The sequence below is a fragment of the Acrocarpospora catenulata genome, assembly GCF_018476525.1.
In the GTDB taxonomy this organism is placed as follows: Bacteria; Actinomycetota; Actinomycetes; order Streptosporangiales; family Streptosporangiaceae; genus Acrocarpospora; species Acrocarpospora catenulata.
Window position 1 is genome coordinate 65,643 of the sequence record NZ_JAHCST010000021.1, and the last position, 25,668, is coordinate 91,310.

At 67.3% G+C, this 25,668-nt stretch carries 27 protein-coding genes; 11 read left to right on the forward strand and 16 right to left on the reverse strand.

What is annotated here, in order from left to right:
- The first annotated feature begins 209 nt into the window (after window positions 1-209).
- Window positions 210-1,883 carry a VanW family protein gene (locus KIP79_RS22455; protein WP_214106862.1) on the forward strand — a complete coding sequence of 558 codons (1,674 nt, stop codon included), beginning with the start codon at window positions 210-212 and terminating at the stop codon, window positions 1,881-1,883.
- A 59-nt stretch (window positions 1,884-1,942) separates the two neighbouring features.
- Here the strand turns inward: KIP79_RS22455 and KIP79_RS22460 are convergent, their stop codons facing one another.
- Together KIP79_RS22460 and KIP79_RS22465 are read right to left on the reverse strand one after the other, a co-directional pair.
- Window positions 1,943-2,521, reverse strand: coding sequence for a DUF305 domain-containing protein (locus KIP79_RS22460; RefSeq protein ID WP_250213642.1), 579 nt, complete (start codon window positions 2,519-2,521; stop codon window positions 1,943-1,945).
- Between the two features lie 107 nt (window positions 2,522-2,628).
- Window positions 2,629-3,012 (reverse strand): hypothetical protein, encoded by a 384-nt coding sequence (locus KIP79_RS22465; RefSeq protein WP_214106864.1) that lies wholly within the window; start codon window positions 3,010-3,012, stop codon window positions 2,629-2,631.
- A 326-nt stretch (window positions 3,013-3,338) separates the two neighbouring features.
- On the opposite strand from KIP79_RS22465, the gene KIP79_RS22470 reads away from it, so the two are divergent.
- On the forward strand, window positions 3,339-4,316 hold the full coding sequence (locus tag KIP79_RS22470; protein WP_308169839.1) for a C40 family peptidase: 978 nt from the start codon (window positions 3,339-3,341) through the stop codon (window positions 4,314-4,316).
- A gap of 154 nt (window positions 4,317-4,470) precedes the next feature.
- On the opposite strand, the gene KIP79_RS22475 is transcribed toward KIP79_RS22470, so the two are convergent.
- Window positions 4,471-4,683, reverse strand: coding sequence for a hypothetical protein (locus KIP79_RS22475; RefSeq protein ID WP_214106865.1), 213 nt, complete (start codon window positions 4,681-4,683; stop codon window positions 4,471-4,473).
- A gap of 499 nt (window positions 4,684-5,182) precedes the next feature.
- On the opposite strand from KIP79_RS22475, the gene KIP79_RS22480 reads away from it, so the two are divergent.
- From KIP79_RS22480 to KIP79_RS22495, 4 genes are all read left to right on the forward strand, one after another.
- Window positions 5,183-5,503, forward strand: a complete 321-nt coding sequence (locus KIP79_RS22480; protein ID WP_214106866.1) for a hypothetical protein — start codon at window positions 5,183-5,185, stop codon at window positions 5,501-5,503.
- A gap of 302 nt (window positions 5,504-5,805) precedes the next feature.
- Entirely contained in the window at window positions 5,806-6,801 is a 996-nt protein-coding gene (locus KIP79_RS22485) for an AI-2E family transporter (RefSeq protein ID WP_214106867.1), read from the forward strand.
- A 118-nt stretch (window positions 6,802-6,919) separates the two neighbouring features.
- On the forward strand, window positions 6,920-7,297 hold the full coding sequence (locus KIP79_RS22490) for a VOC family protein (RefSeq protein WP_214106868.1): 378 nt from the start codon (window positions 6,920-6,922) through the stop codon (window positions 7,295-7,297).
- 178 nt (window positions 7,298-7,475) lie between these two features.
- Entirely contained in the window at window positions 7,476-8,864 is a 1,389-nt protein-coding gene (locus KIP79_RS22495; RefSeq protein ID WP_214106869.1) for a mercuric reductase, read from the forward strand.
- Window positions 8,865-8,924: 60 nt separating this feature from the next.
- On the opposite strand, the gene KIP79_RS22500 is transcribed toward KIP79_RS22495, so the two are convergent.
- The 4 genes from KIP79_RS22500 to KIP79_RS22515 form a co-directional block, all read right to left on the reverse strand.
- Window positions 8,925-9,530, reverse strand: coding sequence for a hypothetical protein (locus KIP79_RS22500; protein WP_214106870.1), 606 nt, complete (start codon window positions 9,528-9,530; stop codon window positions 8,925-8,927).
- Window positions 9,531-9,630: 100 nt separating this feature from the next.
- On the reverse strand, window positions 9,631-10,038 hold the full coding sequence (locus KIP79_RS22505; RefSeq protein WP_214106871.1) for a nuclear transport factor 2 family protein: 408 nt from the start codon (window positions 10,036-10,038) through the stop codon (window positions 9,631-9,633).
- Between the two features lie 96 nt (window positions 10,039-10,134).
- Complete coding sequence (locus KIP79_RS22510; protein ID WP_214106872.1) at window positions 10,135-10,704, reverse strand: hypothetical protein; 570 nt, start codon at window positions 10,702-10,704, stop codon at window positions 10,135-10,137.
- Window positions 10,686-11,024 (reverse strand): PadR family transcriptional regulator, encoded by a 339-nt coding sequence (locus KIP79_RS22515; protein ID WP_214106873.1) that lies wholly within the window; start codon window positions 11,022-11,024, stop codon window positions 10,686-10,688. The genes KIP79_RS22510 and KIP79_RS22515 overlap by 19 nt, the downstream gene beginning before the upstream one ends.
- Before the next feature lie 86 nt (window positions 11,025-11,110).
- On the opposite strand from KIP79_RS22515, the gene KIP79_RS22520 reads away from it, so the two are divergent.
- Window positions 11,111-11,611, forward strand: coding sequence for a DUF2306 domain-containing protein (locus KIP79_RS22520; protein WP_214106874.1), 501 nt, complete (start codon window positions 11,111-11,113; stop codon window positions 11,609-11,611).
- A gap of 20 nt (window positions 11,612-11,631) precedes the next feature.
- Here the strand turns inward: KIP79_RS22520 and KIP79_RS22525 are convergent, their stop codons facing one another.
- Window positions 11,632-12,054 (reverse strand): DUF6223 family protein, encoded by a 423-nt coding sequence (locus KIP79_RS22525; RefSeq protein ID WP_250213644.1) that lies wholly within the window; start codon window positions 12,052-12,054, stop codon window positions 11,632-11,634.
- 195 nt (window positions 12,055-12,249) lie between these two features.
- On the opposite strand from KIP79_RS22525, the gene KIP79_RS22530 reads away from it, so the two are divergent.
- The 4 genes from KIP79_RS22530 to KIP79_RS49585 all read left to right on the forward strand — a co-directional run bounded on the left by KIP79_RS22530 (window position 12,250) and on the right by KIP79_RS49585 (window position 15,406).
- Window positions 12,250-13,365 carry a sensor histidine kinase gene (locus KIP79_RS22530; RefSeq protein ID WP_214106875.1) on the forward strand — a complete coding sequence of 372 codons (1,116 nt, stop codon included), beginning with the start codon at window positions 12,250-12,252 and terminating at the stop codon, window positions 13,363-13,365.
- Window positions 13,362-14,024 (forward strand): response regulator, encoded by a 663-nt coding sequence (locus tag KIP79_RS22535; RefSeq protein WP_214106876.1) that lies wholly within the window; start codon window positions 13,362-13,364, stop codon window positions 14,022-14,024. Before KIP79_RS22530 ends, KIP79_RS22535 begins: the two co-directional genes overlap by 4 nt.
- A gap of 215 nt (window positions 14,025-14,239) precedes the next feature.
- A complete protein-coding gene (locus KIP79_RS22540) occupies window positions 14,240-14,590 on the forward strand; it encodes a DUF4829 domain-containing protein (protein WP_214106877.1) in 351 nt (116 codons plus the stop codon).
- A gap of 291 nt (window positions 14,591-14,881) precedes the next feature.
- Entirely contained in the window at window positions 14,882-15,406 is a 525-nt protein-coding gene (locus tag KIP79_RS49585; protein WP_214106878.1) for a DUF421 domain-containing protein, read from the forward strand.
- A gap of 120 nt (window positions 15,407-15,526) precedes the next feature.
- Here the strand turns inward: KIP79_RS49585 and KIP79_RS22550 are convergent, their stop codons facing one another.
- From KIP79_RS22550 to KIP79_RS22585, 8 genes are all read right to left on the reverse strand, one after another.
- Complete coding sequence (locus tag KIP79_RS22550; RefSeq protein WP_214106879.1) at window positions 15,527-16,333, reverse strand: DeoR/GlpR family DNA-binding transcription regulator; 807 nt, start codon at window positions 16,331-16,333, stop codon at window positions 15,527-15,529.
- On the reverse strand, window positions 16,333-17,661 hold the full coding sequence (melA, locus tag KIP79_RS22555; RefSeq protein WP_214106880.1) for an alpha-galactosidase: 1,329 nt from the start codon (window positions 17,659-17,661) through the stop codon (window positions 16,333-16,335). Before melA ends, KIP79_RS22550 begins: the two co-directional genes overlap by 1 nt.
- 54 nt (window positions 17,662-17,715) lie before the next feature.
- Entirely contained in the window at window positions 17,716-19,215 is a 1,500-nt protein-coding gene (locus KIP79_RS22560; protein ID WP_214106881.1) for a glycoside hydrolase family 36 protein, read from the reverse strand.
- Window positions 19,216-19,290: 75 nt separating this feature from the next.
- The gene (locus KIP79_RS22565) at window positions 19,291-20,634 is read right to left on the reverse strand and encodes an ABC transporter substrate-binding protein (RefSeq protein WP_214106882.1); all 1,344 of its coding nucleotides are present in this window, start codon (window positions 20,632-20,634) and stop codon (window positions 19,291-19,293) included.
- Between the two features lie 79 nt (window positions 20,635-20,713).
- Complete coding sequence (locus KIP79_RS22570) at window positions 20,714-21,652, reverse strand: carbohydrate ABC transporter permease (RefSeq protein ID WP_214106883.1); 939 nt, start codon at window positions 21,650-21,652, stop codon at window positions 20,714-20,716.
- A 13-nt stretch (window positions 21,653-21,665) separates the two neighbouring features.
- Window positions 21,666-22,598, reverse strand: a complete 933-nt coding sequence (locus KIP79_RS22575) for a carbohydrate ABC transporter permease (protein ID WP_214106884.1) — start codon at window positions 22,596-22,598, stop codon at window positions 21,666-21,668.
- Window positions 22,595-23,398 carry a DeoR/GlpR family DNA-binding transcription regulator gene (locus KIP79_RS22580; protein ID WP_214106885.1) on the reverse strand — a complete coding sequence of 268 codons (804 nt, stop codon included), beginning with the start codon at window positions 23,396-23,398 and terminating at the stop codon, window positions 22,595-22,597. Before KIP79_RS22580 ends, KIP79_RS22575 begins: the two co-directional genes overlap by 4 nt.
- A 165-nt stretch (window positions 23,399-23,563) precedes the next feature.
- Window positions 23,564-25,615, reverse strand: a complete 2,052-nt coding sequence (locus tag KIP79_RS22585; protein ID WP_214106886.1) for a DUF4832 domain-containing protein — start codon at window positions 25,613-25,615, stop codon at window positions 23,564-23,566.
- Window positions 25,616-25,668 lie beyond the last annotated feature (53 nt).

Genomic DNA, 25,668 nt, shown 5'->3' on the forward strand with positions numbered 1-25,668 from the left:
GTTCCGGTCGGGAGCGCGACGATCAGCGGGGCGAGTCGGCGGCTATGTGAGACGCCCGTACTGGCGTCCTATGAGCGATCGCGGTGGGATCACCGCCAATCACTACGACCATCCGCACATCTCGGCGGGGGCTGATTTACTAGGAGAAATAGTTGATTCGCTACGCTGGCGTTCGTACGTGCCCCTCCGCGTAAAGGGACATATCGATCATGCGCCGAGTCCCCCTCCGCTTCCGGCGTCGTCTGCTCGTCATCGTCGGCGGCACGCTGACGCTGCTGCTCCTCGGCTACGGCATCCCGGTCGCGGTGTTCGCCGGTGAGGTGCCTCCGAACACCTGGGTCGCGGGTGTCGGGATCGGCGGCCTCGCACCGGCCGACGCCGAAGACAAGCTGGGCCGCGCCCTTTCCGCGGCGGCTGACCAGCCGCTTACCGCGGTCCTTCCCGGGGGCCGTAAACGATTGAAACCAGCCGAACTGGGCCTGTCCATTGATCTGAAGGCGACCGTGGCCGCCGCCGCCGATCAATCGTTGAACCCGGTCGGCGTCGCGCGGTCGTTGTTCGGCCGACGCGATTTCACGGTCCGGGTCCGAGTCGACCAGGAGCGCCTCGCCGCCGCCGTCGACAAGCTGGCCGCCGAGACCGACCGTACGCCGCGGGAGGGAAGTGTCCGTTTTCGCGGCCTCGAACCTCGGATCACCAAGCCACGCGCGGGTGCGCGGCTTGATCGGCAGGAAGCCGCGAAAGCGCTGCGAGCCGCGTACCCGGGCTTCGGCAAGGTCGTCCCGCTCCGAGTGGAGACCATCCCACCCGCCGTGTCGGAAGAGGAAATGCGGCGCGCGCTTTCCTTCGCCCGCGCGGCTGTCTCAGCGCCCGTCGTCCTGACCAACGAATCGCGGACGAGCGCGATCAGCCGCGAGGATCTGGCGGCGAACCTGAAATTCGTGCCCGATGGCGCCACGCTCACCCCGGTCTTCGACGCGAAACGGCTGGCCCAGGAGGCGGAACCGGCCCTCGTTCCGGCAGAGGGCGCGCCCAAGGACGCCACCTTCACAATCGTGAACGGAAAACCCAAGATCGTCCCGTCTCGTGCGGGTCAGGGCATCGACCCTGCGGCGCTGGGGGAATCGATCATCGAATCCCTGAGCGGGGAGGGGAGCCGTACGATCAGCGTGCCGCTGACCCAGCGGCAGCCCGCGCTCACCACCGAACAGGCCAGGAAGCTCGGGGTGCGGGCCAAGGTGAGTTCGGCCACCACCTACCACCCATGCTGTGCGCCACGGGTGACCAACATCCATCGCATCGCCGACATCCTCGACGGGCACATGGTCAGACCGGGGGAGACGTTCTCCCTCAACGGGATCGTCGGCAAGAGGGACAAGGCCCGCGGGTTCGTCGAGGCGCCGATGATCCTTAACAACCGGTTCGTCAACGACGTGGGCGGCGGCATCTCCCAGTTCGCCACCACCATGTTCAACGCGGTCTTCTTCGGCGGCTTCCAGGACGTTCAGCACACCCCCCACCAGTACTACATCTCCCGATACCCGGCCGGACGGGAATCGACCGTCTCCTACCCCCAGCCCGATTTCCGCTGGCGCAACGACTCGCCGTACGGCGTGCTGATCAATACCTCCTACACCGGCACATCGATCACCGTGGAGTTCTGGAGCACCAAGAGATTCGACATCGAGTCCAGGAGTTCGGGACGCTACGACGTACGAGGCTTCCCGACGCTGTCGGATTCCGGCCCGGACTGCATCCCGATGGGGGGAGCCGAGGGGTTCACCATCGACATCTGGCGGATCTTCAACAAGGACGGCAAAGTCGTCCGGGAACAGAAGTTCCATACGGTGTACGACCCGGAGCCACGGCTGACATGCTCCTGAGCCGGTCCTTCCGGCCGGCTGTGCCCGGACGCCGTACCGCATCCGGGCACCGGTCACCGTCAGAGCCGGTCGAGGATCGCCTGTAGTTGGTCGACCTCGGCCTGCTGCGTGGTTTCGATGGTCTTGGCCAGCGCCACGGCATCGGGGTTGACCCCGCCCGCCTGCTCGGTCTTGGCCATCTGGATGGCCCCGTTGTGATGCGCGATCATCATCTGGGCGAAGTTCCGATCGAACGCGGTGCCGGTGGCGGCCTCGAGCGTCTTCATGTCGTCCCCGGTCATCATGCCGGCCATGCCGTGATCCATCCCTTCGCCCGGGGCCGCGAGCCGGCCCCACTCGGCCAGCCAGTCCTGGAGAAGCTTGATCTCCGGGTCCTGGGCGGCTTTGATCCGCACGGCCAGGTCCCTGACCTCCTGATCGGAGGCGCGGGTCTGCGCCAGTTGGGCCATCTCCACGGCCTGCTCGTGGTGCGGGATCATCATCTGCGCGAACATCACGTCAGCGTCGTTGAAGTCGGCGCTCGCCGCCGCGACGGGTGTGCTTCTGCTGGTCATGCCCTCGTGAGCAGCGGCTGAGCCATCGCCGCCACAGGCCGTCAGGAGCAGGGCGGCGCTTGCTCCGGCGGCGACGGCGAGCATGCCGCGGTGGGGAATTGATCGGTTGCTGAACATATGTGGTTGTCCCTCAGTTGCGGTCGGTATCGGCCGTCTCGCGGGGGTGCAGGACCTCCCGCGCATCCGCCGGCCTATATCCGCAGGACCGCGATTCTGATCAGAACCTGGGACAGGCCCTTCGGAGGCGGCCGCGGCGGCCTGCCGCGGCGCGAGAACCCGGCTTGTCCGGCGAACTCCGCGCCGCGCGCGTGAAACGCCGTCGCCATCAGCCTGAACAGCAGAATCGACGTCAGAACCGCCAGGCAGACGTCGAAGGGAGCCGGCCCTGGCGCGTTCGCGAGGAGACCGGTCTGGGCCGGAGCTTCAGGGGTCAGGTCATGCCCGGCGACCGAGACCATCGGTTCGGTGTCGCCGTGACTCGGGCCGTGGTGGCCGAAGGAGTGCATGCAAACGACCCCGAAAGCCAAACCGACCACCATGAGCCAACGCGCCACCTGCGCTTGCATCATGGTCATCTGTCTCCTCGGCGGAACCTCCGATCTGCTATCCAATGTAGTAGATGATCTGATCGGTCTGGACCGGTTGGCCGAAGCGCCTGAGCTGGGACGGGGTGGATCGGGGTTCCCTCCCTTCGTGCGCCCGCCCTGGCGGACGTCTACCTTTCACGGCTGATGCGGCTGCGGTCTGCGCAGGTCAGAGGCGATAGGAAGGGTCTCTATCCCTCGTAGTAGCTGCGGGCAGCCGGGTTGCTCCAGGAAATTGCAGCTAAAACCAGAAATCTCGATTGCCCCGCTCTGTACTATGTCGCCCCGAATGGACATTGATACGAGGAGGGATCGTAGTGACCGTGGCGGGACAGTCATGGCGAGCGGTGTCGGTGGCGATTGTCACGCTGTCCGCCCTCCAAGCTGGCGCGGTCGCCGAACCCCAGCCCACGGCCGCACAGGCCAGAGCCAAGCTGGTGAAGCTCAACGAGCGGGCCGACGGCCTGGTCGAGAAGTTCAACCAGGCCACCGAGGCGTACAAGAAGTCCAAGAAGCGGCACGACACCCTCCGTACGGATCTGGAGCGAAAGCGTGCTCGGATCGACGACCTGCGCGACAACCTCGTCGCCATGGCGATCGCCGGCTACCAGTCCGGTGGGCCCGCCAGCTGGCAGGCCAACCTGGTGGCCGGTGACTTCAAGCGCACGCTGAATCGGGCCGTCACGATCAACCAGATGGCCGAGTCCCAGGTCAACGCCCAGCGGGTCTTCGACGCCGCCACCCGGGAACTCCAGGTTCAGCTGGACACCGCGAAAGCCGTTCTCGCTGACGCGGACGCCGCACGCGACAAGGTCCAGGCGGAGAAGAAGAAGGTCGACAAGCTGGTGCTGGAGCAGACCAGGCTGCTGCGCAGGCTCGGCGCGTTCAATCCCGGCAACCCCGGCAGCGCGGGCGTCGTCTACACCGGTTCGGCCTCGGGTGACGCGCGCGTGATACTCCAGTTCGCCTTCAAGCAGATCGGCAAGCCGTACCGGTACGGGGGCACCGGGCCAGACTCCTACGACTGCTCGGGTTTCGCCCAGGCATCCTGGCGTGCCGCAGGAGTCAGTCTTCCTCGTACGACGTACGAACAGTGGAGCTGGGGAGCCGAGCGGCGGGTCTCCCTGAACGATCTACAACCCGGGGACCTGCTCTTCAGCAAGGGCCTGGGCCACATGGGCATCTACGCGGGCGACGGCAAGATGATCCACGCCCCGCAGACCGGGGACGTCGTCAAGGTGGTCGACATCGACGGCTACTGGCGAGGCCGATTCCTGGGGGCGGTCCGCCCATGAGGCAGGCGGCCTCAGAGCACCGGCCCCGGCGAGGATCTCCTCCATCCGAGCGGAACTTCCCATCGGGTCACGGATCAGCTAACGCCTCCACCTGCTCGCGGTGAGGCCGGCCCTCGATGTCGGCAGGGCTCTACACGTGTCCCCCCGCTCGCCCTCAGCGACGCCGCGGCTTGGTGGAGCCGCCTCCCTGGCGGGTCACCAGCCATTCTCCCGTCACCAGCGCGAAGGTGACGGCGAGTCCCGTCAGCACAAGGCCGATGAGAAACAGAAGCCAGTCCTGCCCAATTGCCGCTGCGACGGTCAAGAATAGGAACAGAATGAACGCAAAACAATAGACAATCAATCGACTCTTTCGGGGAATTCCCATAACCAACCCCTACCCGCCAGGAGTGGGCAATCACCAGGCGGCGAACAGGATATGGCTGATCTTTACGGGATCGTGCCTGTTCTGGGTGGGTATGAGACCTCAGGCTACGTGCAGAGAAATTGGTCGGCAGGCCATGAGCGAACTGCGCCAGGAGTCGGGAACCTGGATCGGGCGTACGGGCGACCTCCATTGGCGCCGAAGACGCCCGTCCAGGGGAGAACGATCTGCGTGCCTGCCTGCGGGTTCCCGAAGGACAGTGTCATGACCTCGTGCTGGAGCTGTCCTGCCGGCCCTTCGACACCGCGCTCATCGATCCGGAGGCGGCATGGCCCGCTACCGAGGCTGAGATGACCTCCCTGTTCGTCTCCGGCGCTGTTCCTGTCGCTCGGCGCGGAGGAGACCCACATCGGCGGCATCCTGCATTCGTGTTGGCTCATCTCTGACGGGTAGGGGTGTGGGAAGTGGATAACGGCACATCAGCTGTAGTGAGGTGATGAGGATGCCGAAGGGTTCCAGCCGCAAACGGGAACGGCAGTACGAGCACATCAAGGACAGCGCCAAGAAGCGCGGCGAGAGCGAGAAGCGGGCCAAGGAGATCGCGGCCCGCACGGTGAACAAGGAGCGTGCCCGCTCGGGCGAGGCCAAGACCAAGAGCCGCACCTCCATCGAGGACATCTCCTCCTCTCGCCGCGGCGGACTGCGCTCCCACTCGGGCGCGGGCGGCCGCACCAAGCAGCAGCTCTACGCCGAGGCCCAGCACCGCAACATCAAGGGCCGTTCCTCCATGACCAAGGCGCAGCTGGAGAAGGCGCTCGGCTGAAGTGCCCGTATCAGCGCGCTGATTCGCCGGTTCGGCGGAGGGGGGACGTTCAATTTCCGGCAAAGCTCGATGTTGTCCTCGCAAGGGGACGTACGCGGGGGAATGGCCTGGGGTGATGGAGGGCCGAATATGCCATGACCTCTCGAGACAAGCCGTCTGCGTCGTCCAATTCTGCGGCGGGGCGATCTCCCGAAGGAACCGTTGAGCGGGCGGCTGAGACAGCCAGTGCGACAGCCACGGAAGAGCAGCCGTTCGGCAAGCAGGGGCGGCCATTCGATCGGCGGTCACCGTTCTTTGTGGGGATGACGGCCGCGGCGGGGGTGGCCACCACCTACGGGGTGATCCTCCTGCTGGGTGCGGCCAGGCACGTGCTGGTGCTCATCGGGCTGGGTTTGTTCATCGCGATCGGGCTCGATCCGGCCGCCCGTTGGCTGGTACGGCGGGGGCTGCCGCGCTGGGCCAGCGTGTTGATTATCGTCGTCGCGACGCTGGCACTGGTCGGGGGGTTCCTCGCGCTGGCCATTCCGGTGATCGTCAGCCAGGTGGGTCAGTTCGTCCACGAGGTGCCCGTCTATCTCCGGGAGGCCACGGGCCGGAACACGTTCATCGGGCGGCTCAACACCCGGTTCAATCTGGCGCATGTCATTCAGCAGTTGGGCACGGGGAAGAGCGAGAGCACGCTGGTCGGCGGGCTTTTGGGCGCGGGCAAGGTGGTGGTGGGCGCGGTCGCCTCGACGGTGATCGTGCTGGTGCTGACCGTCTACTTCCTCGCCGACCTGCCCCGGATCAAGCGCACCGCCTACCGCTGCGTACCCAACTCCCGGCGCCCCCGCGCGATCCTCATCGGCGAGGACATCCTGAACAAGGTGGGCAGGTTCGTCCTCGGCAACCTCATCACCTCCGTGGTCGCCGGCGTCCTCACCTTCGTCTGGCTGTTCCTCTTCAACGTCCCCTACGCGCTGCTCCTGTCGCTGTTCGTCGCGTTCATGGACCTGATCCCCGTCGTGGGCTCCGTCATCGGCGGCGTCGTGGTCTCCCTGGTGGCCCTGTCCGTCTCCCTCCCGATCGCGCTGGCCACCGCCGCCTACTTCGTGGCGTACCGGCACTTCGAGGACTACGTCCTGGTTCCGCGCGTCATGGGCAAAGCCGTCGAGGTCCCCGGAGCAGTCACCCTCATCGCCGTCACCCTCGGCGCCGCCCTGATGGGCATCCTCGGCGCTCTGTTCGCCATCCCCATCGCAGCGGCCCTTCGCCTCATCCTGCGAGAGGTCGCGTTTCCCCGCCTCGACAACTCTTGAGGGTTACGGCGTACCCGCCCGGCCTGACGGCCGCTTCTAGCATGGAGATGAGGAGGCGAAAGACATCGCGGCCCCTGTATCCCCCGGCGGGTCGGGACCGTCTGGGAAGGAGATCGACATGTCAGTGCGGTTGAACCACACGATCGTGGCAGCCCGTGACCGCGAGGAGACCGCCGCGTTTCTGGTGGAGATTCTCGGTCTGCCGCCCGCGACGGCCTTCGGGCCGTTCCTCGTCGTCGAGCTCGGCAACGAGGTGTCCCTCGACGTCGCCGGGACCGACGGTCCCGTGCATCCCCAGCACTATGCCTTCCTGGTCGCCGAGGAGGAGTTCGACCAGATCTGGGGCCGGATCAAGGACCGCGGACTCATCTTCTGGGCCGACCCGTTCCACCAGCGGCCGGGTCAGATCAACACCAACGACGGAGGTCGCGGCCTGTACTGGTCCGACCCCAACGGCCACAACCTGGAGATCATCACTCGCCCGTACGGAGGGTGAGCATCCCGGATACGACTAACGAGTCGAACTCACAAGATGTCGCTTGCTGGTTCCAAAGGCGCCGCGTGAGGATGTGGAGAGGACAGCGTCTGGATCGGCCTGCGGGGTGCGAAAACCCCACCAACACTCAGTGGACACCCTCAGTACCTGGGGGAATGCACAGGGTTACGATCTTCCTGTGGCAGGCGAGAGCTATGACGTGATTGTGATCGGGACCAGCCAGGGTGGCCGGTTCCTCCCCGTCGATCTGGCGAAGGCAGGTAAGAAGGTGGCGCTCGTCGAGCGCGACCATCTGGGTGGTGTCTGCGTGAACGCCGGGTGCACCCCGACCAAGACGATGGTCGCCAGCGCGCGTGTCGCCTATCAGGCGCGGCGCGCGGGGGAGTACGGCGTGCGGACGGGCCCGGTGTCGGTCGACCTCGCCGCCGTGCGGGAGCGCAAGCGGGGGATGGTCGCGGGCGCGCGGGAGAACTACGCGAGCCGCCTGGCACAGGACGGGGTCGATCTGATCGAAGGCGAGGCCCATTTCACGGGGCCCAAGACGGTCGAGATCGCCCTGAGGGACGGCGGGACGCGGGGGATCAGCGCACCGGTGATCGTCATCGACACCGGTAACAGGCCCAGGCCGTTGGCGATCAGCGGCGCGGAGAACGTCCCTGTCCTCGACTCAACGTCGATCATGGAGCTGGGCGCGCTCCCTGAGCACCTGATCATCCTCGGCGGGGGCTACATCGGGCTGGAGTTCGGGCAGATGTTCCGCAGGTTCGGCAGCGAGGTCACGATCGTCCAGACCGGCCCGCGCCTGATGATGATCGAGGACGATGACGTCTCCGACGAGGTCGCCGCCATCTTGCGCGATGACGGGATCACGGTTCTGACTTCGGCAACGACGGACCGGGTCGAGGAGGCAGGCGGCGGGCGGGTGCGGCTGACCGTTCGCACGCCGGAGGGCGAGCGGCAGGTCGAGGGCTCCCACCTGCTGTCGGCCATCGGCCGCGTCCCCAACACGGAGGGGCTCGCGCTGGCGGCGGCCGGCATCCGGCTGCGCGACAACGGCTTCATCGAGGTCGATGAGTACCTGGAGACCTCCGTCCCCGGCGTCTACGCCATGGGGGACGTCAAGGGCGGCCCGGCCTTCACCCATCTTTCCTACGACGACTACCGGATCCTGCACGCCAACTTGCTCGGCCGCGAGAAGGCGAGTACTCGGGACAGGATCGTCCCCTATACCGTGTTCATCGACCCGCAGCTCGGCCGCGTCGGCATGACCGAGCGGCAGGCCAGGGAGCAGAACCGCGCGGTCCGCGTCGCGAAGCTGCCGATGAGCGCCGTCATCCGGGCCCTTGAGACCGGGGAGACGCGCGGCTTCATGAAGGCCGTCATCGACGCGCACACCCAGCAGATCCTCGGTGCCGCCGTGCTCGGCGCGGAAGGCGGCGAGATCATGACGATGATCCAGGTCGCCATGCTGGGCAAGCTCCCGTACACCGCCATGGCGAACGCCATCTTCACGCACCCGTTGCTGGCGGAGGGCCTTAACAGCCTCTTCACGACGCTCGACGCCTAGGAATGTGACCGCCCCGCGTCCGGGCGTGCCGGACGCCCTCGTCCGGCACGCGATTCACGGTCAGCTCCAGGTCGCGCGTTTGAGCACATTCGACAGCGACGGAGTGTCCCAGACGTCCACCACCAGGATCTTCGAGGTAGGCAGGAACCACTCCCGCTGAGTGAAGCTCGCCGTCTTCCGGCCAGTGTTGTTCGTCACGCACAGGTTGGGCCAGGCGTTGTACTTCGCCTTGTGGCCGCGTCCGACCTGGCGCAGGCCCGTCGAGGCGGCTTTCTCGTTGCCGGGGTACCAGCTGGTCTTGGGGTTGAACGGGCAGGGAATCACGCCGCTGAAGGGGTGGAACTGCTGCTTGCCCGTGTAGGTGAGGGAACCGCCCCCGACCGGAACGTTGATGAACGCCTTTGGGCCGAAGACCCAGAATCCCTGGCAGTTCGAGGCGAAGGGCTCCGGATTCTTGCACTTTCCGGTCACCACTACGACTCTGTCCCCGGCACGGTGCACCTTCCAGCTGGCGGGGATCTTCAGGTTCATCCCCCGGAAGGAGAAGACCTTGGTCTGCGCGGCCGACAGGCTCGGGGAAACCCCTGTCGCGGCCGAGGCTGAGGCAGGAGCGGCGAGTACGGCGACCGCAGCCGGGATGATGAGGAGAGAAGATCGATTTCTCATGGTGAGAACGTACTCGTCCGCACTTGTCGATCTCTGGGATTTCGGTTGTGAGCTCGGGGTGCGAAAACCCGATGTGGCCTACCGCAGTGTCTCAATTGGCCTACTGGTCGCGGACCGGAATCGGCTCAGCCAGCGCCGCTCGCCCGGGAGGCGCGGGGAAGGGGTCGGCGAAGTACTGGGTCTCGTGCGTTACGAGACCATCGGTGATCTCCATGACGCTGAGCGAGTATGTGGGCGCGCCGTCATAGGTGATCACGCACTCGCTCACCCAAAGGTCGCCGCCGCCCAGGATCCGGCGGATGGTGAAGTGGCGTTCGGCCGGGTGCCCACCGCGTTGCGCCTGGATCCTTGACCGGCCTCTGAAGCGCTCGCCCGACTGCGAGTAGTCCAGGATCGCGTCCGCGGCGTAGATCGCGTGCTCAGCGTCGACATCCCCGCGCTCGGAGGCCTCCCAGTGCTGCTGGAGCCCAGCCCGGAAATCGGCGTCCGGATCACTTGCGCTGTTCACCCGTTAGTCCCTCATGACCAGAAGGAATGTCGCTGGTCCCCGCACGACAGATGTTACCTGAGGGTTCTCGTGCGCCCTCCGGGGAACGCGAGAACGTCAGCGGAACCTGATCAGCAGTTGTGCGGTAATGGTGATCCTGGTCAGGCTCGCCGCCAGCGCACACGCGATCAGAAGCGACGGTGTGGCCAGGACCTTGGCGGTGATCAGCACGGTCAGGTCCAGCATCACGAATCCGCAGGCAGCGCCTATGGCCCCGATCTGCACCGCCTTGTAGTGGCGCTTGGCCCGTATGGTCAGCGCGAGCACGGTCACGAGAAGCGCAAGTGTCGCTCCCACGGTCAACCGGGCGGCAATCGGCACCGGCCAGGTCCATGCCTGGGCGGTCACCAGTGCGGTGGCCCAGAGAGCTCCGACGAGCGGCCCGATGGCCAGCAACACCAGCGCCGCGGCGCGTCCGGGAGCCGCCCGGACGAAGGCGGCGCTGATGGTGTCGGCGTCTCCGAACTCCGCCAGGGTGGCCTTGGCCGCGGCGTCGGGCTCGCCCAACCGGGCCAACTGAGCTTGGTACGTCTCGGTCAGGCCGTCGGCCAGTTCGTCCACGATGGAGGCCGGGAGCCGTCCTGCCAGGACGTCGAGTTCACGCTCGATCAGCTCGTGATCGGCCACGGTGTGCTCCGCAACGCCGAAGAGATGACGTCGGCGAACTCACTCCAGTTCTGGCGCGCCTCCCTCAGGGCCGCAACGCCGGAGCCGGTCAGCTGATAGGTGCGTCGACGTCGCCCGGCCGTCACCGACCAGGTCCCGCTGATCAGACCGGCTCTTTCCAGCCGGTGCAAAGCCGGGTAGATCGTGCCGGTCGGCAGATCGAGCCTGCCCCCGGTCGCCTCGCACAGGGCTTCCTTGATCGCGTACCCGTGTCGAGGCCCCTCTTCCAGGGTGGCCAGCAGCAACGCGTCCAGATGGCCTTTCAAGGCCTCGGCCCTCATAGGTAGTAACGCTATATCAGGGCTTCCCAAACGCCTATCCCATGCATAGGCTCACTATAGGTAGTAATGCTACTTATGGACTCAGCATGGATATGCCTGGCCTTCCCGTCACCCACCCCGACCCGTTGTTCCGCATCGTGCTGATTCTGCACATCGCGGCCGGGCTGACCAGCGTGATCGCGGGCACCGTGGCGACCTTCTCCCGCAAGGGCAGGCGACGCCACCTGCGCTATGGCCGTGTCTACATCTGGGGCTTGAGCATGGTCTTCGGCACCATGACCGCGATGTCGGTGATGCGGTGGCCGGAGAACGCCCATCTGCTCGCCATCGGGTGCCTCACCTTCGCCTGCGGGCTGACCGGCTACCTGAGCAGAAGACGATTCCCGGCCGTCCACATCACCGGGATGGGCCTGTCCTACATCGGCCTGCTCACCGGCTTCTACGTCGACAACGGCCCGAACCTTCCGCTGTGGAACCGGCTGCCGACGATCGCCTTCTGGCTGCTCCCCAGCCTGATCGGCCTACCGATCATCACGCGCTCGGTTCGCCGACGTTCGCGCCAGTCTTCTCCCGGGGCGGATCGATGAGCCGGCTCCGGCGAGGGTGGTCAGCCGGTGCGGCGGAAGCGGGTCAGAGTCAGCCAGCCGAGGATCAGGGCGATTAATCCCACGACCAGGGCCACGAAGCCCCCGACTATTCCGCCGCCGGTGCCGGGGCCGCCGTCGGCGGTGGCCACGACCAGTCCGCCGATGACCAGGCCGGCCAGTCCCGCCACCAGGGCCACGATGGCTCCCCTTCTTCCGGTGCCGTTGCCGATTCGACCGGTGGAGCGGGCCAGGGCCAGCCCGCCGATGACCGCGCCGGCCAAGCCCAGTAGCACGGCCACCGAGGCCCAGAGGCGCCCGGCGGTCAGGGCGTAGGCAGCGGGGGCGGCGGGCTGGGCCAGGATGTGCGCGGTCGCTGGTGTGGCAGGCCCGAAAGCTCCGAGCAGGGCGGGTGTGGCGGCGGCAAGCAGGTGACGGGCGGACATGAGATGCTCCTTTCCTCCTACGACTGGACGTAGCCTGAGCATGTCCGCTCAGCCCGCCGCCGGTCGTCCTTCGGATGCAGGCATTTCGCGCTGCCGCGAACGTGGCAGGAACCGCGGAGGTACCGCGTGTGCGGTAGGTGGCCGGTCATCCGTGCGTAGGATTTGGTCGCGCGAACATCTGGTTAGGGTGCACGCATGGGCAGGGGACCGATCGGTGTCAGGGACTGGGCGATCGCCGTCGGCGTGGCGGCGACGCTTCTGTTCACCGGGCTGTCCGGGGAGCATTCCCGTACCTACCTCGACCTGCTCGGCTACGGGCTACTGACGGGCGGCGGCCTGGGGTTGGCCGTGCGCCGTCGAGCTCCGGTTCCCGTTCTGGTCGTTACCGGGCTGTGCGCGGTGGGGTACCAGGCGGCCGGGTTCGACGTGCCTGCCGTCGCGTACCTGTTCGCGGTGTATGCGGCCGTGCGGGCGGGACACCGCACCATCACGGTGGTGGCGAGCGTGGCCATGCTGGCCGTTCTCCCTCTCGCGGCCTTCGCCTCGGGCCTGCACGACACGAGCGAGGCGCTTGCGCAGGCCCGGGGCGCCCTGGAGATAGCCTGGCTGATCGCGGCCGGTGCGGCGGGGGAGGCGCTGCGGCAGGCCGAGCAGCGGGCGGATGAGGCCGAGCGCACCCGGGAGGAGACCGCGCGCCGCCGCGCCGACGAGGAGCGGTTGCACATCGCGCGGGAGCTGCACGATTCGCTCACCCACCAGATCTCCGTCATCAAGGTGCAGGCCGAAGTCGCCGTCCACCTGGCCCAGAAGCGGGGTGAACAGGTGCCGGAGGCCCTGCTGGCGATCCGGGAGGCCGGTCGGGAGGCGGCCCGGGAACTGCGCGCGACCCTGGAGGTGCTGCGCGACGATGAGAAGACCCCGTCGCATGGGCTCGACCACGTCCCGGAACTGGTGCAACGAGCCCGCACGACCGGCCTGGACGCGAAGCTGACGATCGAGGGACAACGACATGACATGCCGGCCGCGGTGGACCGGACCGCTTACCGGATCGTTCAGGAGTCGCTGACCAACATCGCCCGTCACGCCGCCGCCACGACGGCGTCGGTCCAGATCGACTACCGTCCGGACATCCTGGTCATACGAGTCGATGATGACGGCAAGGCCACGCCGGACAGCGCCCCCATACCCGGTGTCGGGCTGCTGGGGATGCGCGAACGCGTCACCGCCCTCGGCGGCCACCTACGCGCGCAGCCGCGCAGCGAGGGCGGCTTCACCGTCCAGGCCGAACTTCCCGTGAAGCAGACGTCATGATCCGTGTCCTGCTGGTCGACGACCAGCCGCTCATTCGCAGCGGATTCCGCGCGCTTCTCGACGTCGAGGACGACATCGAGGTGGTGGCCGAGGCCGCCGACGGGAAGGAGTGCCTGGCCCTCGCCAGGGAACACCTGCCCGACATCGCGCTCATCGACATCCAGATGCCGGTCGTCGACGGTATCGAGGCGACCCGGCGCATCGCCGCGGACCCGGCCCTGGCCCAGGTGCACGTCGTCATCCTGACCAACTACGGCCTGGACGAATACGTCTTCAACGCGCTGCGGGCCGGCGCCGCCGGATTCCTCGTCAAGGACATCGTGCCGGAAGATCTCCTGCACGCCATCCGCGTCGCCGCGCGTGGCGACGCCCTGCTCGCACCGTCGATCACCCGCCGATTGATCAACCGGTACGTCACCCAGCCGCTCAACACCGGCCTGGGCACCGGCCTGGAAGAACTGACCAACCGCGAACGCGAGGCCGTCGCACTGGTCGCGCAGGGCCTGTCCAACGACCAGATCGCCGACCACATGGTGATCAGCCCGCTGACCGCGAAAACCCACATCAACCGAGCCATGACCAAACTCCACGCCCGCGACCGCGCTCAGCTCGTAGTTCTCGCGTACGAATCCGGCCTGGTAACGCCACGAAACTGCTGACCCCTACAGGTGGAACTCCCGGAACTTGATCACGTGATCTGTACGATCGATGGAATCGGGACCAATTCATCTGGTGCAGGGCAGGGTGTTCCAAAGGAGTTGGATCATTGCGTCTCATGCGAATCGGTTTGGCGCTGGTTCTTGTGTCCGTTGCCGGTGCCACAGGGTGCGCGAGAGACTGTGCACGGACATCCTCCGGAATCCCGGTTCCTTCGGTGACGGAACCTCCTGCTCGGACGGTCACGGCCTACCTGGCCGCGATCAACGCCAATGACGCGGAAAAGGTCAGCGCCCTCTCGACCCCAGCATTCGCGGAGCGCATCCAGGGTGGTTCCCCCAGCATTCTCTGCGACTGGAGCGTGAGCAACGTCAAAATCGCCAGTGCGCACAACGACCGCGATCCCCAGGGGAGATTCCGCGATGTCGTCTACGTCGGTGTCCTATTCGACCTGCAACGACAACACGACACCCCGGAAATGCCGAGCGGCCAGCACGGCTGGGGCTACTGGCTGGGCCGAAACAGCCCAACCGAACGTTGGCTCATCTACGATTCGGGCCTCGGCTAGGCAGTGGCGACGTCGCGACCTACTGCGCGAAGCGAAGCCCCGGCCAAGTACGAGACAGCCCACGTTTCGTGGATCATGGGCAGGGTAGACCACGCCACGCTGAGACGCCTGACCGGTGACTCATCCGGCCACCGGCGAAGCCTCACATGCGTTCTGGCGGTAGCCCGGCCACCTCGTGATGCGCGTGAAGTCGGGGGCAAGGTACGTGGACAGAGTCGGAATGATCGTCGTTGGGGCCGACGCTAGGACTTTCGGCGTTGTTCGGGGTCGGCCGGGTCTGGCATGAGTGGTGTGCTCGACGCGCTGGTGGGCGAGCCGGAACGGGCGTTGCTGGCCGCGGTCAAGGTGTTGGCGCTGTTTGTTACCGCGGTAGTGGTGTTCCGGTTCACCGGGCGGCGCGCGCTGGCTGAGCTTGCCCCGTTCGACTTCGTCACGGCCGTCGCGGTCGGAGCGCTCATCGGGCGTACCGCGACGGCGACCGACGCCACCTGGCTGGATGGCGCGGCTGCCCTGATCACGCTGTTGCTCGCTCACCTCGCCGTCGTTCACCTGCGGTTCATGCCCGGAGTACGCCGGATGGCCGACCCGCCCCCGCGCCTGATCGTCCACGACGGCGTGGTGCAACAGCCTGCCCTGCGCCGTTGTGGAATGACACGGCAGGACCTGGACGTCGTCCTGCGCCAGCATGGCGTCACGGAGGTCGCCGCCGTACGCCTGGCGGTATTCGAGCCGAGCGGTGTGGTTTCCGTCATCGCACGTACGGAACAAGGCGAGCACGACTTGCCCGTGCCGAACGGTCCGGTACACGGGGGCTAGCCGGGAGGCGGTGGACAGCAAGGCGAGGGCGGCTTGGCGGGCGTGGTCGCCCGGTCGTCGAACCTCGCTGACCTGGGCAGTCTCCAAGACGAAACCGTGATTCTTCGTTAACGAAGGCGGCTACTCCGCGAGATCCACCGGTGTCCCGTCCTCGCGCAGGGCGGTGACGAGTTTCGGGTCGGCCTCCTTGCCGGTGATCAGGAGGTCCACCTCGGAGAGGGTGCAGACGGGCGCCAGCCCGGTCCGGCCCAGTTTCGAGGAGTCGGCGAGCACGATGTGCCGCCGTGACGCGCCGAGCATCTTGCGCTTCATCTCGGCTTCGAGCAGGTTGACCCCGGTGACGCCGGAATCCAGGTGGACACCGTGGCAGCTCAGGAAGAGCGTGTCGGCGTGGATCCGTTCCAGCATCAGGGCGCCGAGCGGATCCACCAGCGCGTGGGTGACCGGTCGCAACGTTCCACCGGTGACCAGCACCGTGATGCGGGGGATCGCGGGCTCCAGCTCGACGGCCACCCGGAGGCTGTTGGTGAAGACGACGACGTCGGCCAGGTCGGCGCGGGTGACCAGGGCGCGGGCGAGGAAGGTCGTCGTGGTGCCGGCGTCGATGACCAGGCTCTCGCCGCTGGCCACCAGGCCGGCCGCGTGCCGGGCCAGCCGGGTCTTCTCCACGGCCGCGCTGCCGAGGGAGACCTCGAAGGACGGCTCCACCGCCCGGGACGGCTTGACCGGGATCGCGCCGCCGCGGACGCGGCGGATGGCCCCCTGCTTGTCGAGCAGTTCCAGGTCGGCGCGGATGGTGACGCTGGTGACCCCGAAGATCTCGGCCAGATCCGTGACCCGGACGAACTCGTGCTCCAGGACCATGGAGACGATGCGCTCGCGCCGGACATCCGCGGCGATGTCCGGCGCCGCCGCCGCATCCGTCATCAGCAGGCCTCGCCCGGTACGGCGCGCCCGCCCCGCACGATGCCCGCGGGCAGCAGCGCCTCGTGCGCGTCGATGAGCTCGTCGCAGAGTTCCTCGATGGCCGCCAGAGGCAGGGTGGCCGAGGTGTTGGGATCAAGCATGGCCGCCTGATACACCGCCGATCGTCGTTCCTGAAGGGCCGCGGTCACCGTCAGCTCTACCACATTGAGGAAGGTACGGTTCAACGCGGCGAGCTGGACGGGCAACGATCCGATCACCTGCGGGTGGATCCCGGAGCCGTCGACGAGGGCCGGGACCTCCACGCACGCCTGCGCGGGCAGGTTGTCGACGAGCCCGGCGTTCGGCAGCGTCAGATAGACCTCGCGCGGCGTCCCGGTGAGCATGGAGTGGATCACCTCGGAGGCCATCTCGAAATGCTTCCACCTGGCCAGCAGCGGCTTGCCGGAGGCCAGCGAGCCGCGCAGCCGCTCGTAGGCGTCGAGCTTGCGTGCGCTGCGCCGCAGGGCCTCCTCCAGCGGCAGGCCGAGCCGCGCGACCTCCTTCTCGTGCGGGAGGAACCACGGCACGTACTCCGCGGCGTGCTCGCTCGACTCGGTGGGGAAGTAGCCGAAACGGCGGTAGATCTCGCTGCGGACGTGGCCGCGCAGCTCCTGGTCGCTCGCCATGAGCTGGTCCAGCTCGGGGTAGAGCGAGTGACCTTCGCTTTCGAAACGCAGCACGAAGGCCTGGTGGTTCACCCCGGCCGTGCGGAAGGTGATCTCCTCCAGTTCGCGTCCGACCAGGTCGGCCAGGAGGGCGTGGGTGTCCCGGACCGAGTAGCACAGCCCGGCGACGTTGCGGAGCGGCGTGCCCTCCCGGAGCGCCCAGCACAGCGTGGCCATCGGATCGGTGTAGGTCAGCAGCCAGGCGTCCGGGCACAGCTCGGTCATGTCCCCGGCCAGGCCGAGGAGCACGGGGATGGTCCGCAGGGCGCGGAAGACGCCGCCGACGCCGATGGTGTCCCCGAGGGTCTGGCGCAGGCCGTACCGGCGGGGGATCTCGAAGTCGCGCAGCACCGCGTCGTAGCCGCCGACGTCGAACTGGCAGATGACGAAGTCCGCGCCGTCGAGCAGCGGCCGCCGGTCCCGGCCCGCGTCGATGGTGGCCCCCGCGCCCGTCTCGGAGTCCAGCCGCCGGGCGAGCGCCTGGGCCGTGGCCAGCCGCCCGGGGTCCACGTCGTGCAGCGCGACGTGAAGCGTGCCGCCGAGCTCGGCGCTGGAGAAGAGATCCGAAAGGATCTTGCGGGTGAGCTCGACGTTCCCGGCCCCGGTGATGACGACCTTTGCCATCCGAAACCTCCTGGAGACAGGAGTTTACCCCTCGGAAAGGGGCACGGGCTCACCTCACTTCACCAGTAACCGATCCGAGATGCGCCCGTCCGGGTTGACGTAAGGGGTGAAATCGACCTCTCTCCCGTCGACGGTGAAACGGTAGCGGCCGACGCGGCGGACCTCTGGACGGTCGGTCAGGAAAGCGGCCAGGGCCCGGCGTTCGGGGTCGTCGAGCCACTCGACCGGGTCGGAGACGGCGCGGAAGCCGCAGATGTGGGCGAGGTCGGTGAGCAGCCGCTTGGTCTCGCCGTCCAGCAGGTTGTAGCGGGTACGGAAGAACACCGGGTCGGGGTCCACCTCCAGCAGGGGGCGCAGCCACAGCCGGTGGAGCGAGGCGATGACCGCGTTGCGGGCGCCCGCCCCCGAGTAGTCCGTGGAGCGCTCGCTGTTGTCCCAGTACGGCGCCACGTCCGGGCTGACCCGGATGCCGTCGAAGACACCGATCGACGGGATGATCGGGACGCCACTGCCGAGCAGGTAGGTGTCCTCCCCGGCGACCTCGCGGATCAGGCGGACGGCGTCGCGGTAGGCCTCCTCGCGGGGGATGTCCTGGTGGCGCGCCCCCGACAGCGCCCCGGCGTACATGAAGTCGAGCTTGAGATAGCGGTAGCCCCAGTCGCGCGCCTGCTGGAAGGTCTCCGTCAGGTGGTCGCGGGTCTCCGGCAGGGTCGTGTCCAACGTGAAGTAGTAGTCGCCCCAGTTGAACCCGGCCGGTTTGGGCTGCCCGTGCTCGTCGTGGAGGAACAGGTGGGGCCGGGTCCGGTAGATCTGGGACTGGGCGGGCGCGATGAACGGCGCCAGCCACAGGCCCGGGGTGAAGCCGCGCTCCTGGATGCGGGAGGCCAGGTCGGCCATGCCGGACGGGAAGTCGGCATTGGCCGCCCAGTCGCCGACGCACCGCTGCCAGCCGTCGTCGAGCTGGACCACGTCGAACGGGTATCCCCGCAGGTCGTCCAGGACCTTGTGGATGAGCGGCTCGGTGATGTCCTCGAAGAAGGAGTACCAGCTGCACCACACGTTCCCCGCCGTCGTGGTCCGGCGGCCGAGGCGCTCCCCGAGAAGGGCGGCGTACTGCGCGAACACCTCCTCCTCCCGGCCGTAGGCGAGGAACCAGTCCGCGCCCGCCGCCTCGAAGTGACCGGCCAGCACGCGCCCGTCGGCCTCGACCCGCGGCACGTCGAGGCCGAGGCCGCCCAGCAGGAGGATGTTCCCGTCCGGTCCGTCCAGCGCGCCGACCGCGCTGCCGCCGTGCCGCCACGGGCTGTCGTTGTCGATGTCGTCGGCCGTCAGGCGGCGCGACTCCGCCGGGATGCGCAGCGGGTCGCCGCCCAGCGGCCACCACGACGTCGGGCTGTAGGAGTTCCAGCCGTGCCGGTAGAAGGTGGTCTCGCCGAAGGGATGCAGGATCTGGATGTCACCCGCAGGGATGATCAGCCCGTCGCCGGCCGCTCGCGGCTCGCCGGGCAGGCGAGCGGGCAGACGATGGCCCCCGAGCTGCAGAATGGTCTCCATTGCCGTCCTTCTCAGGATGGGCCGGTACGGCTCGCGCGAGCCGTACCGGGCCGAGGTTCGTGGTGGATCGCGGGGTTACTTGAGGATCGAGGCGACGCGCTCGTCGAGCTGCTTGAGCGCGTCGGCGGGGACGACCTTGAATTCCTGGATCTCGTCGATCACCGCCTGGGCGTTGGTGTTGATCTCGTTGGCGCTGCCGGTGATCGGGTAGTACGCCAGGTTCGCCGGGTTGGCGGCGATCTCGGTGAAGGCCGAGACGTCCACGCCCTTGGACTTGTGCGCCTCCAGGGCCGTCGCGGCGGCCGTCTTGATCGCCGGGAACACCACGGCCTTCTTCGCCACCAGGTCCTGGCAGGCGCTGGAGCCGAGGAACTTGACCCACTCCCACGCCTGGTCGGGGTGCTTGGTGCCGGCGGTGATGGACGGCGCGAGGCCGTTGATGATCGTCTTACGCCCTTCGGGACCCTGCGGCAGCGGGGCGAAGGCGAACTTCTGCTGGGTGCTCTGCGCCCAGGTGTTGATCCGCCAGGAGCCGTCCGGGACGAGCGCGGCCTTGTTGGTCTGCATCATCGGCTCCAGGCCGAGCTTGCCCGCCTCCTCCCGGGGCATGACGTAGCCCGCCTTCATCTGGTCCTGCCACCAGGTGAGCGCCTGCGCCAGGCGGGGGTCGTCGAGCTTGTAGTCGGTGCCGAACGGGTTCTTGTCGAGGTACTGGAAGCCCATCGACAGCGGCATCCAGGACCACTGCGTCTGACCCACGACGCCGCCGCCCTGCTCCAGGCCCCAGCCGTAGATCTTGACCTTGGTCTTGTCGAAGCCGGGTTCGTCGCCGCGCTTGCCGTTCTCGTCCACGGTGAGCTTCCTGACCAGCGCGCCGAAGGTGCCACCGTCGGCCGGGTTCCAGGTCAGGTCGTCGAGGCCGGCCGGGTCGACACCCGCGTCCGTGATGTCCTTGACGTTGTAGACGAGGGCGATGGTGTCCCAGTCCTGCGGCAGGCCGTACCGCTTGCCGTCCTTGACCCACAGGGACGCCAGGTCGCCGGTGTACTGGGACAGGTCGACCTTGTCCTTGTCCACGTACGGCTGGATGTCGAGCAGCTGGTTGTTGGCGGCGAGCTCGGGGTAGTACGCGACGTGGTTGGTGATCACGTCGGGGGCGGTGCCGGAGACCAGCGAGGTGGTCAGGCCGTTCCAGTAGTCCTCCCAGCCCTGCTGGGTGATTTTCACCTGGATGCCGGTGCTGGCGGTGAACGCGTTCGCGCACTCCTGGTACGCGGGGAGCTGGTTAGGGTCCCAGAGACTGTAGGTGAGCGTGACCTTCTCCGCGGCCTGGCCGGAATCGCCGGTCGGCTCGTTGGTGGTGCCACAGGCGGTGAGCGTCACGGCCAGGGCGAGGAGCGCACCGAGCTTACGATTCATGATCGTTCCTTTTTTCGGGGGGTTGGCGGGATCCCCGCACGCCGGACAGGCGCGCCGGTTGGGGGATCCGCCGGCGGGGTTACTTGATTCCGGTGAACCCGAGCGAGTTCACGAGTTTGCGACCGAAGAGGAGAAGCAGCAGGAAGACCGGGATGACCTGAAGCGTCGCCGCGGCCATCAGCCCGGCCCAGTCGGGGGAGGAGGTCGGCGAGGCCTGGCGGAAGACGCCGAGCGCCACGTTGAGCAGCCGCACCCCGTCGTCCTTGCCGACCAACTGCGGCCACAGGTACTCGTTCCAGGCGAACACCGCGGTGATCAGGGCCAGGGTGCTCAACGGCGGGCCGCTCATCGGCAGGATGATCCGCCAGAAGACGGTGACCTTCCCGGCGCCGTCGATCGTGGCGGCGTCCTCGATCTCAGGTGAGATGCCGAGGAAGAACTGCCGCAGGAAGAAGATCGCGAACGGGGTCATGAGCAGGTACGGCGCGAGCGTCCCCTGGAACGTGTTGAGCCAGCCCAAGCTCCTGACCAGGGCGAAGTTGGGCAGCACGGTGAAGATCGGCGGAACCATGAGGCCCGCGAGGAACACCGCGAACAGCGTGTCCCGGCCCTTGAACCGCAGCCGGGCGAAGGCGTACGCGGCGGTGGCGCTGAACCCCACCTGGCCGATCACCACGACCGCGGTGAAAACGAGGGAGTTGCGCAGGTAGAGCCAGAAGTTCAGCTCGGCGCCGCTGCCGCCGGCGGCGATCGCCTCCGCCACGCTCGTCTGCCCGAGGACCCGCCTGAAGTTGATCAGCGTCGGGTCGGCCGGAACGAGCGAGTAGTCGCCGTCGAAGATCTCGTGGTTCCCGGTGAAGGCGGTGCGCACCATCCAGACGAACGGGTAGAGCGTGACGACCAGCAGGATCGCCAGCAGGATCCAGGCGAGCACCCGGCCGGGACTCCTGCGGCGCCGGCGCGGCGAGCGCTGGTGGGCCGCTCCAGTGGCGCCCGCGGTGAGGGATCGAACAGCCATGTCAGCAGTCCCTTTAACGGAGATCGGAGTCGGCGGCGCGGAGCATGCGCATCTGGGCCAGGGTGAGCACGATGAGGATCAGGAACAGCGCCACCGCCATCGCGGCCGCGTAGCCCATATGGAACTCGTTGAAGGCCTTTTGGTAGATGTAGTAGTAGATGACCCTCGTCGCATCGGCGGGCCCGCCCTTGGTCGTCACGGCCACGGTGTCGAAGATCTGGAACGATCCGATGATCGAGACGACCAGCACGAGCACCATGACCGGCCGCAGCAGCGGCAGAGTGACCCGGCGGAACAGCGTCCACTCGCCCGCTCCGTCGATGGCCGCCGCCTCGTAGAGGCTGCGCGGGATCATCTGGATGCCGGCGAAGAACAGCAGGGCCGTGTAGCCCATGTTGCGCCAGGTGTTGACCAGGGCGATCGTCGGGATCGCCTGGTCGGAGTTGCCGTAGAACGCCTGCGGGTCCAGGCCGAACAGGTCCAGGACGTGGTTCACGAAGCCCACGTTGCGGTCGAGCATGAACAGCGTCACGACGGCCACCGTGACGTTGGGCACCAGCCAGGGCACCACGATCAGCGCCCTGACCAGGACCGATCGGGTCAGGCGGTCCATCAGCACCGCGATGGCGAGGGCCAGGACCGTCTGGCTGCCGATGTTGATCACGACGTACTCGGCGGTGATCCGCAGGGCGTTCCAGAACTTGTCGTCCTGGAGCATCTCCCGGTAGTTGTCCAGGCCGACGAACTCCGGGTCGGACAGCAGGTTCCAGTCGGTGAGACTGATCCAGAACCCGCGCACCGTGGGCACCAGGTAGAAGATCACGAAGCCGGCCAGCGCGGGAAGCAGGAACAGCCAGGCCACCGGCGCGTCGCCGGAGCGCAAGCGGTTCCGCCTCGAGGGCTGCGCGGCTCTGGGGCGGCGCGGCGGAGCGGCGACGGTGGTCATGATCCGACCACCTCGACCCGCAGGCCCTGGTCGCGGAGGAGATCCAGGGTCCTGGCGTCCGCCGAAGGACCGGTGATGAGCAGGTCCACGCCGGAGATGGGCGCGACGGCGGCCAGCTGGATCTGGCCGATCTTGGAGCCGTCGGCGACCACGACGCGACGGGCGGTGGCCCGCAACATCCGCTTCTTCATTTCTGCCTCGGGAAGGTTGATGTTGGTGATTCCGGCGACCGGATGCACGCCGTTGCATCCCAGGAACACCGTGCAGGTGTTGACGCGCTCGAAGACGTGCTGGGCCATCGGATCGACCAGCGAGTGCTGGAGGGGGCGGAGCGTCCCGCCGGTGAGCACGACCGTGATCCGGGGGATGGCCACCTCCAGCTCCAGCGCGATGTTGAGCCCGTTGGTGAACACCACGACGTCGCGGAGGTCGTCGCGCGCCACCAGGGCGCGGGCGATGAACGTGGTGGTGGTGCCGACGTCGAGCATGACGCTCTCGCCGTCGGAGATCATCGCCGCGGCCGCCGCGCCGATCAGGGTCTTCTCGATCGCGGACGCGCTGAGCGCCTCCTCGAAGGAGGGTTCCTCCCGTGGTCGCCTGCCGACGGCCATCGCCCCGCCACGGACCCGGCGCAGGGCGTTGCGCTCCTCCAGCGCCCCGAGGTCGGCCCGGACCGTCACGTCCGAGATGCCGAACATCGTGCTCAGGTCGCTGACCCGGACGAACTCGTGTTCCAGCACCATCGCGAGAATCCGCTCCCTGCGGACCTCGGCCGGCACCGGCTCTGAGGTGTTCGACATGGCGCAATCTTCGAAACATTTCGTTTACTTGTCAATAGGAAGGCTTTGGGGTCCAGTTGCGAAACCATAACGAAGGTGATGTTGACGGTGATCCACCCCCACCAGCAAGAAACGCCGCCGCCCCCGGCTTCATAAGCGAAACCGAGGGCGGTGGCAGTCAGGCCGCTATTCGAAGCGGATCTCGTCGATGGTGATGGTGGAGGTTCCGCCGTACCAGAAGCCCATGGCGAGCTGGCTGGGGGAGTTGCGGTTGATTCCGTTGGCGGCCATCGGGATCTTGATGTCCTGGTAGGTGGTGGTGATGGCCGGGTGTGTTCCGCCGTCGAGGGTGAAGTCGGCGAAGAGCTTGGTTGCTCCGCCGAGGCCGAGGTTGAAGTGTGTTTGTTCGCCGCCGGAGGCGCCCTTGATGCGGATGACCAGGTAAGTCTTGGTTGAAAGGTCGACGCCGACGTCGCTGCCGAACCAGCCGCAGTTGTTGTAGCGCAGGCTGAGTGCGCCGCTGGTGACGACGCCGGATCCGCCGCCGTCCAGGAAGCAGTTGCCGCCGGTCCATTTGCCCAGGTCGTTCTGTGCGCTGGACGGATACGGGGGTGTGCCGTCGAAGTTGTCCAGCAGCAGGCCGGTCACGGTCGGAGTGGGAGACGGTGACGGTGATGGAGACGGCGAGGGTGAAGGCGAGGGCGACGGTGAGGGTGATGGAGACGGCGAGGGGGTCGGGCAGTTCGGTGCGCACTGGCCGACGGTGAAGTTGCTCGCCAGCACGTTGTACCCGGTGGCCGCGTACCAGGTGCCGGCGTTGGCGAACCGGATCGAGTACTCGGGGCGTGACCGCAGGCCGGTGGCGGAGTCGGGCAGCCAGAGCGCCAGCCGGTAACTGCCGGGCGGCACGTTCGACGGCACGGAGACGGTCTGGGTCGGTACGGCACGCACCCCGGGCGTCCACGCGCGCGGATCCAGACCGGGCACCGGAATGTCGAATCGGCGGGTGCCGTCGTCGAGAACGAGGAACACCGGGCGTGGTTTGACCGGCCCCGCCCAGCCGTCATTGCTCAGGTTCGCCGAGAAGGCGAGCTGGCCGCCCGGCTGGACCGAGTCGGGGAAGCTCGCGTCGACCAACCGGATCCGGTAACCCATCTTGCGCTTGATCCGGGTGAAGGCGGTCTCGGCGGGGTCGTTCCCGGCGGCGGCGAGGTTGGTGGCCTTCCACTTGTCGGTGTTGACCGCGGCGTAGTCCTCGTTGATCTCGGTGAAGTTCAGCTTGGACATCTCGGTCTGGACGTTCACGCCCGCCGCGTCGTTGTAACCGTCGGAGTTGCAGGTCTCACCCCCCATGATCGTGTTGGTGCCCGCCGACGTCTGCCGGTCGTACATCCACTGCTTCTTGACCTCGATGTTGTACCAACCCATCCAGGAGTTGTTGTCGTAGGTCCCCATGTCGTTGTAGTCGGCCAGGAAGCAGTCGTTGTGGAAGCCGATCCGGTCCTTCTGCGCCTGGGTCAGGGCGCAGCCCTCCGGGACGATGCACGAGGGCGGGTCCACCATCTCCTTGATGAAGATCGGATAGCGCATCGCCAGCGGGATAGAGGCCGGCGTGGTGTCGAGGATCTTCTTGACGATCCGGTAGCGGGTGACCGCCTGGTCCTGGGCGAAGGGGTCGGCGTAGTTCCCGGTGTGCCACTCGCCCCACGCGCCCAGGTACCCGGTCTCCAGGTGCGCCACGACGTCGGCGTTGGCCGAGATCACCGCGCCGATCTGCTCGATGTGGCGGAGCACCTTGGCCTCGGTGACGGCGGCCCAGCCGTCCCAGGTGTAGGCCGGGCGCAGCACGATCTTCATACCGGCCTGGCGTACCGCCGCGAGGCCGCTGGTCAGGTTGTCCAGCAGCGCCTGCGGCAGGTTGTCGGACGCCACGTACTTGTCCAGGTGGAGGTAGCTGTGGATGAGGGTGTTGCCGTGCTGCTTGGCGCGGGCGAAGGTCCGGTCCAGGAGGTCGGGGTTGAAGCCCGGGATCGAGGAGGCGTTGGCGTAGTCGTTGACGGCGGGGTCGTTGATGATCTCGTAGCGGTTGTGGTAGCCGCGTTCGGGGTTGGCTATGACGGTCGCGAAGTCGGCCTGGTAGGTACGGGTCTGCGCCTGGGCGGTTGTGACCACCCCGCCGATGACCAAGGCGGATGCCGCCAGCACCACGAGCAACGGCTTCCTGAGCGAATGCGACATGGAGCTCTCCGTGAATCGTGGGGGAGCCGACGCCCTGGACGAGGGCCACCAGG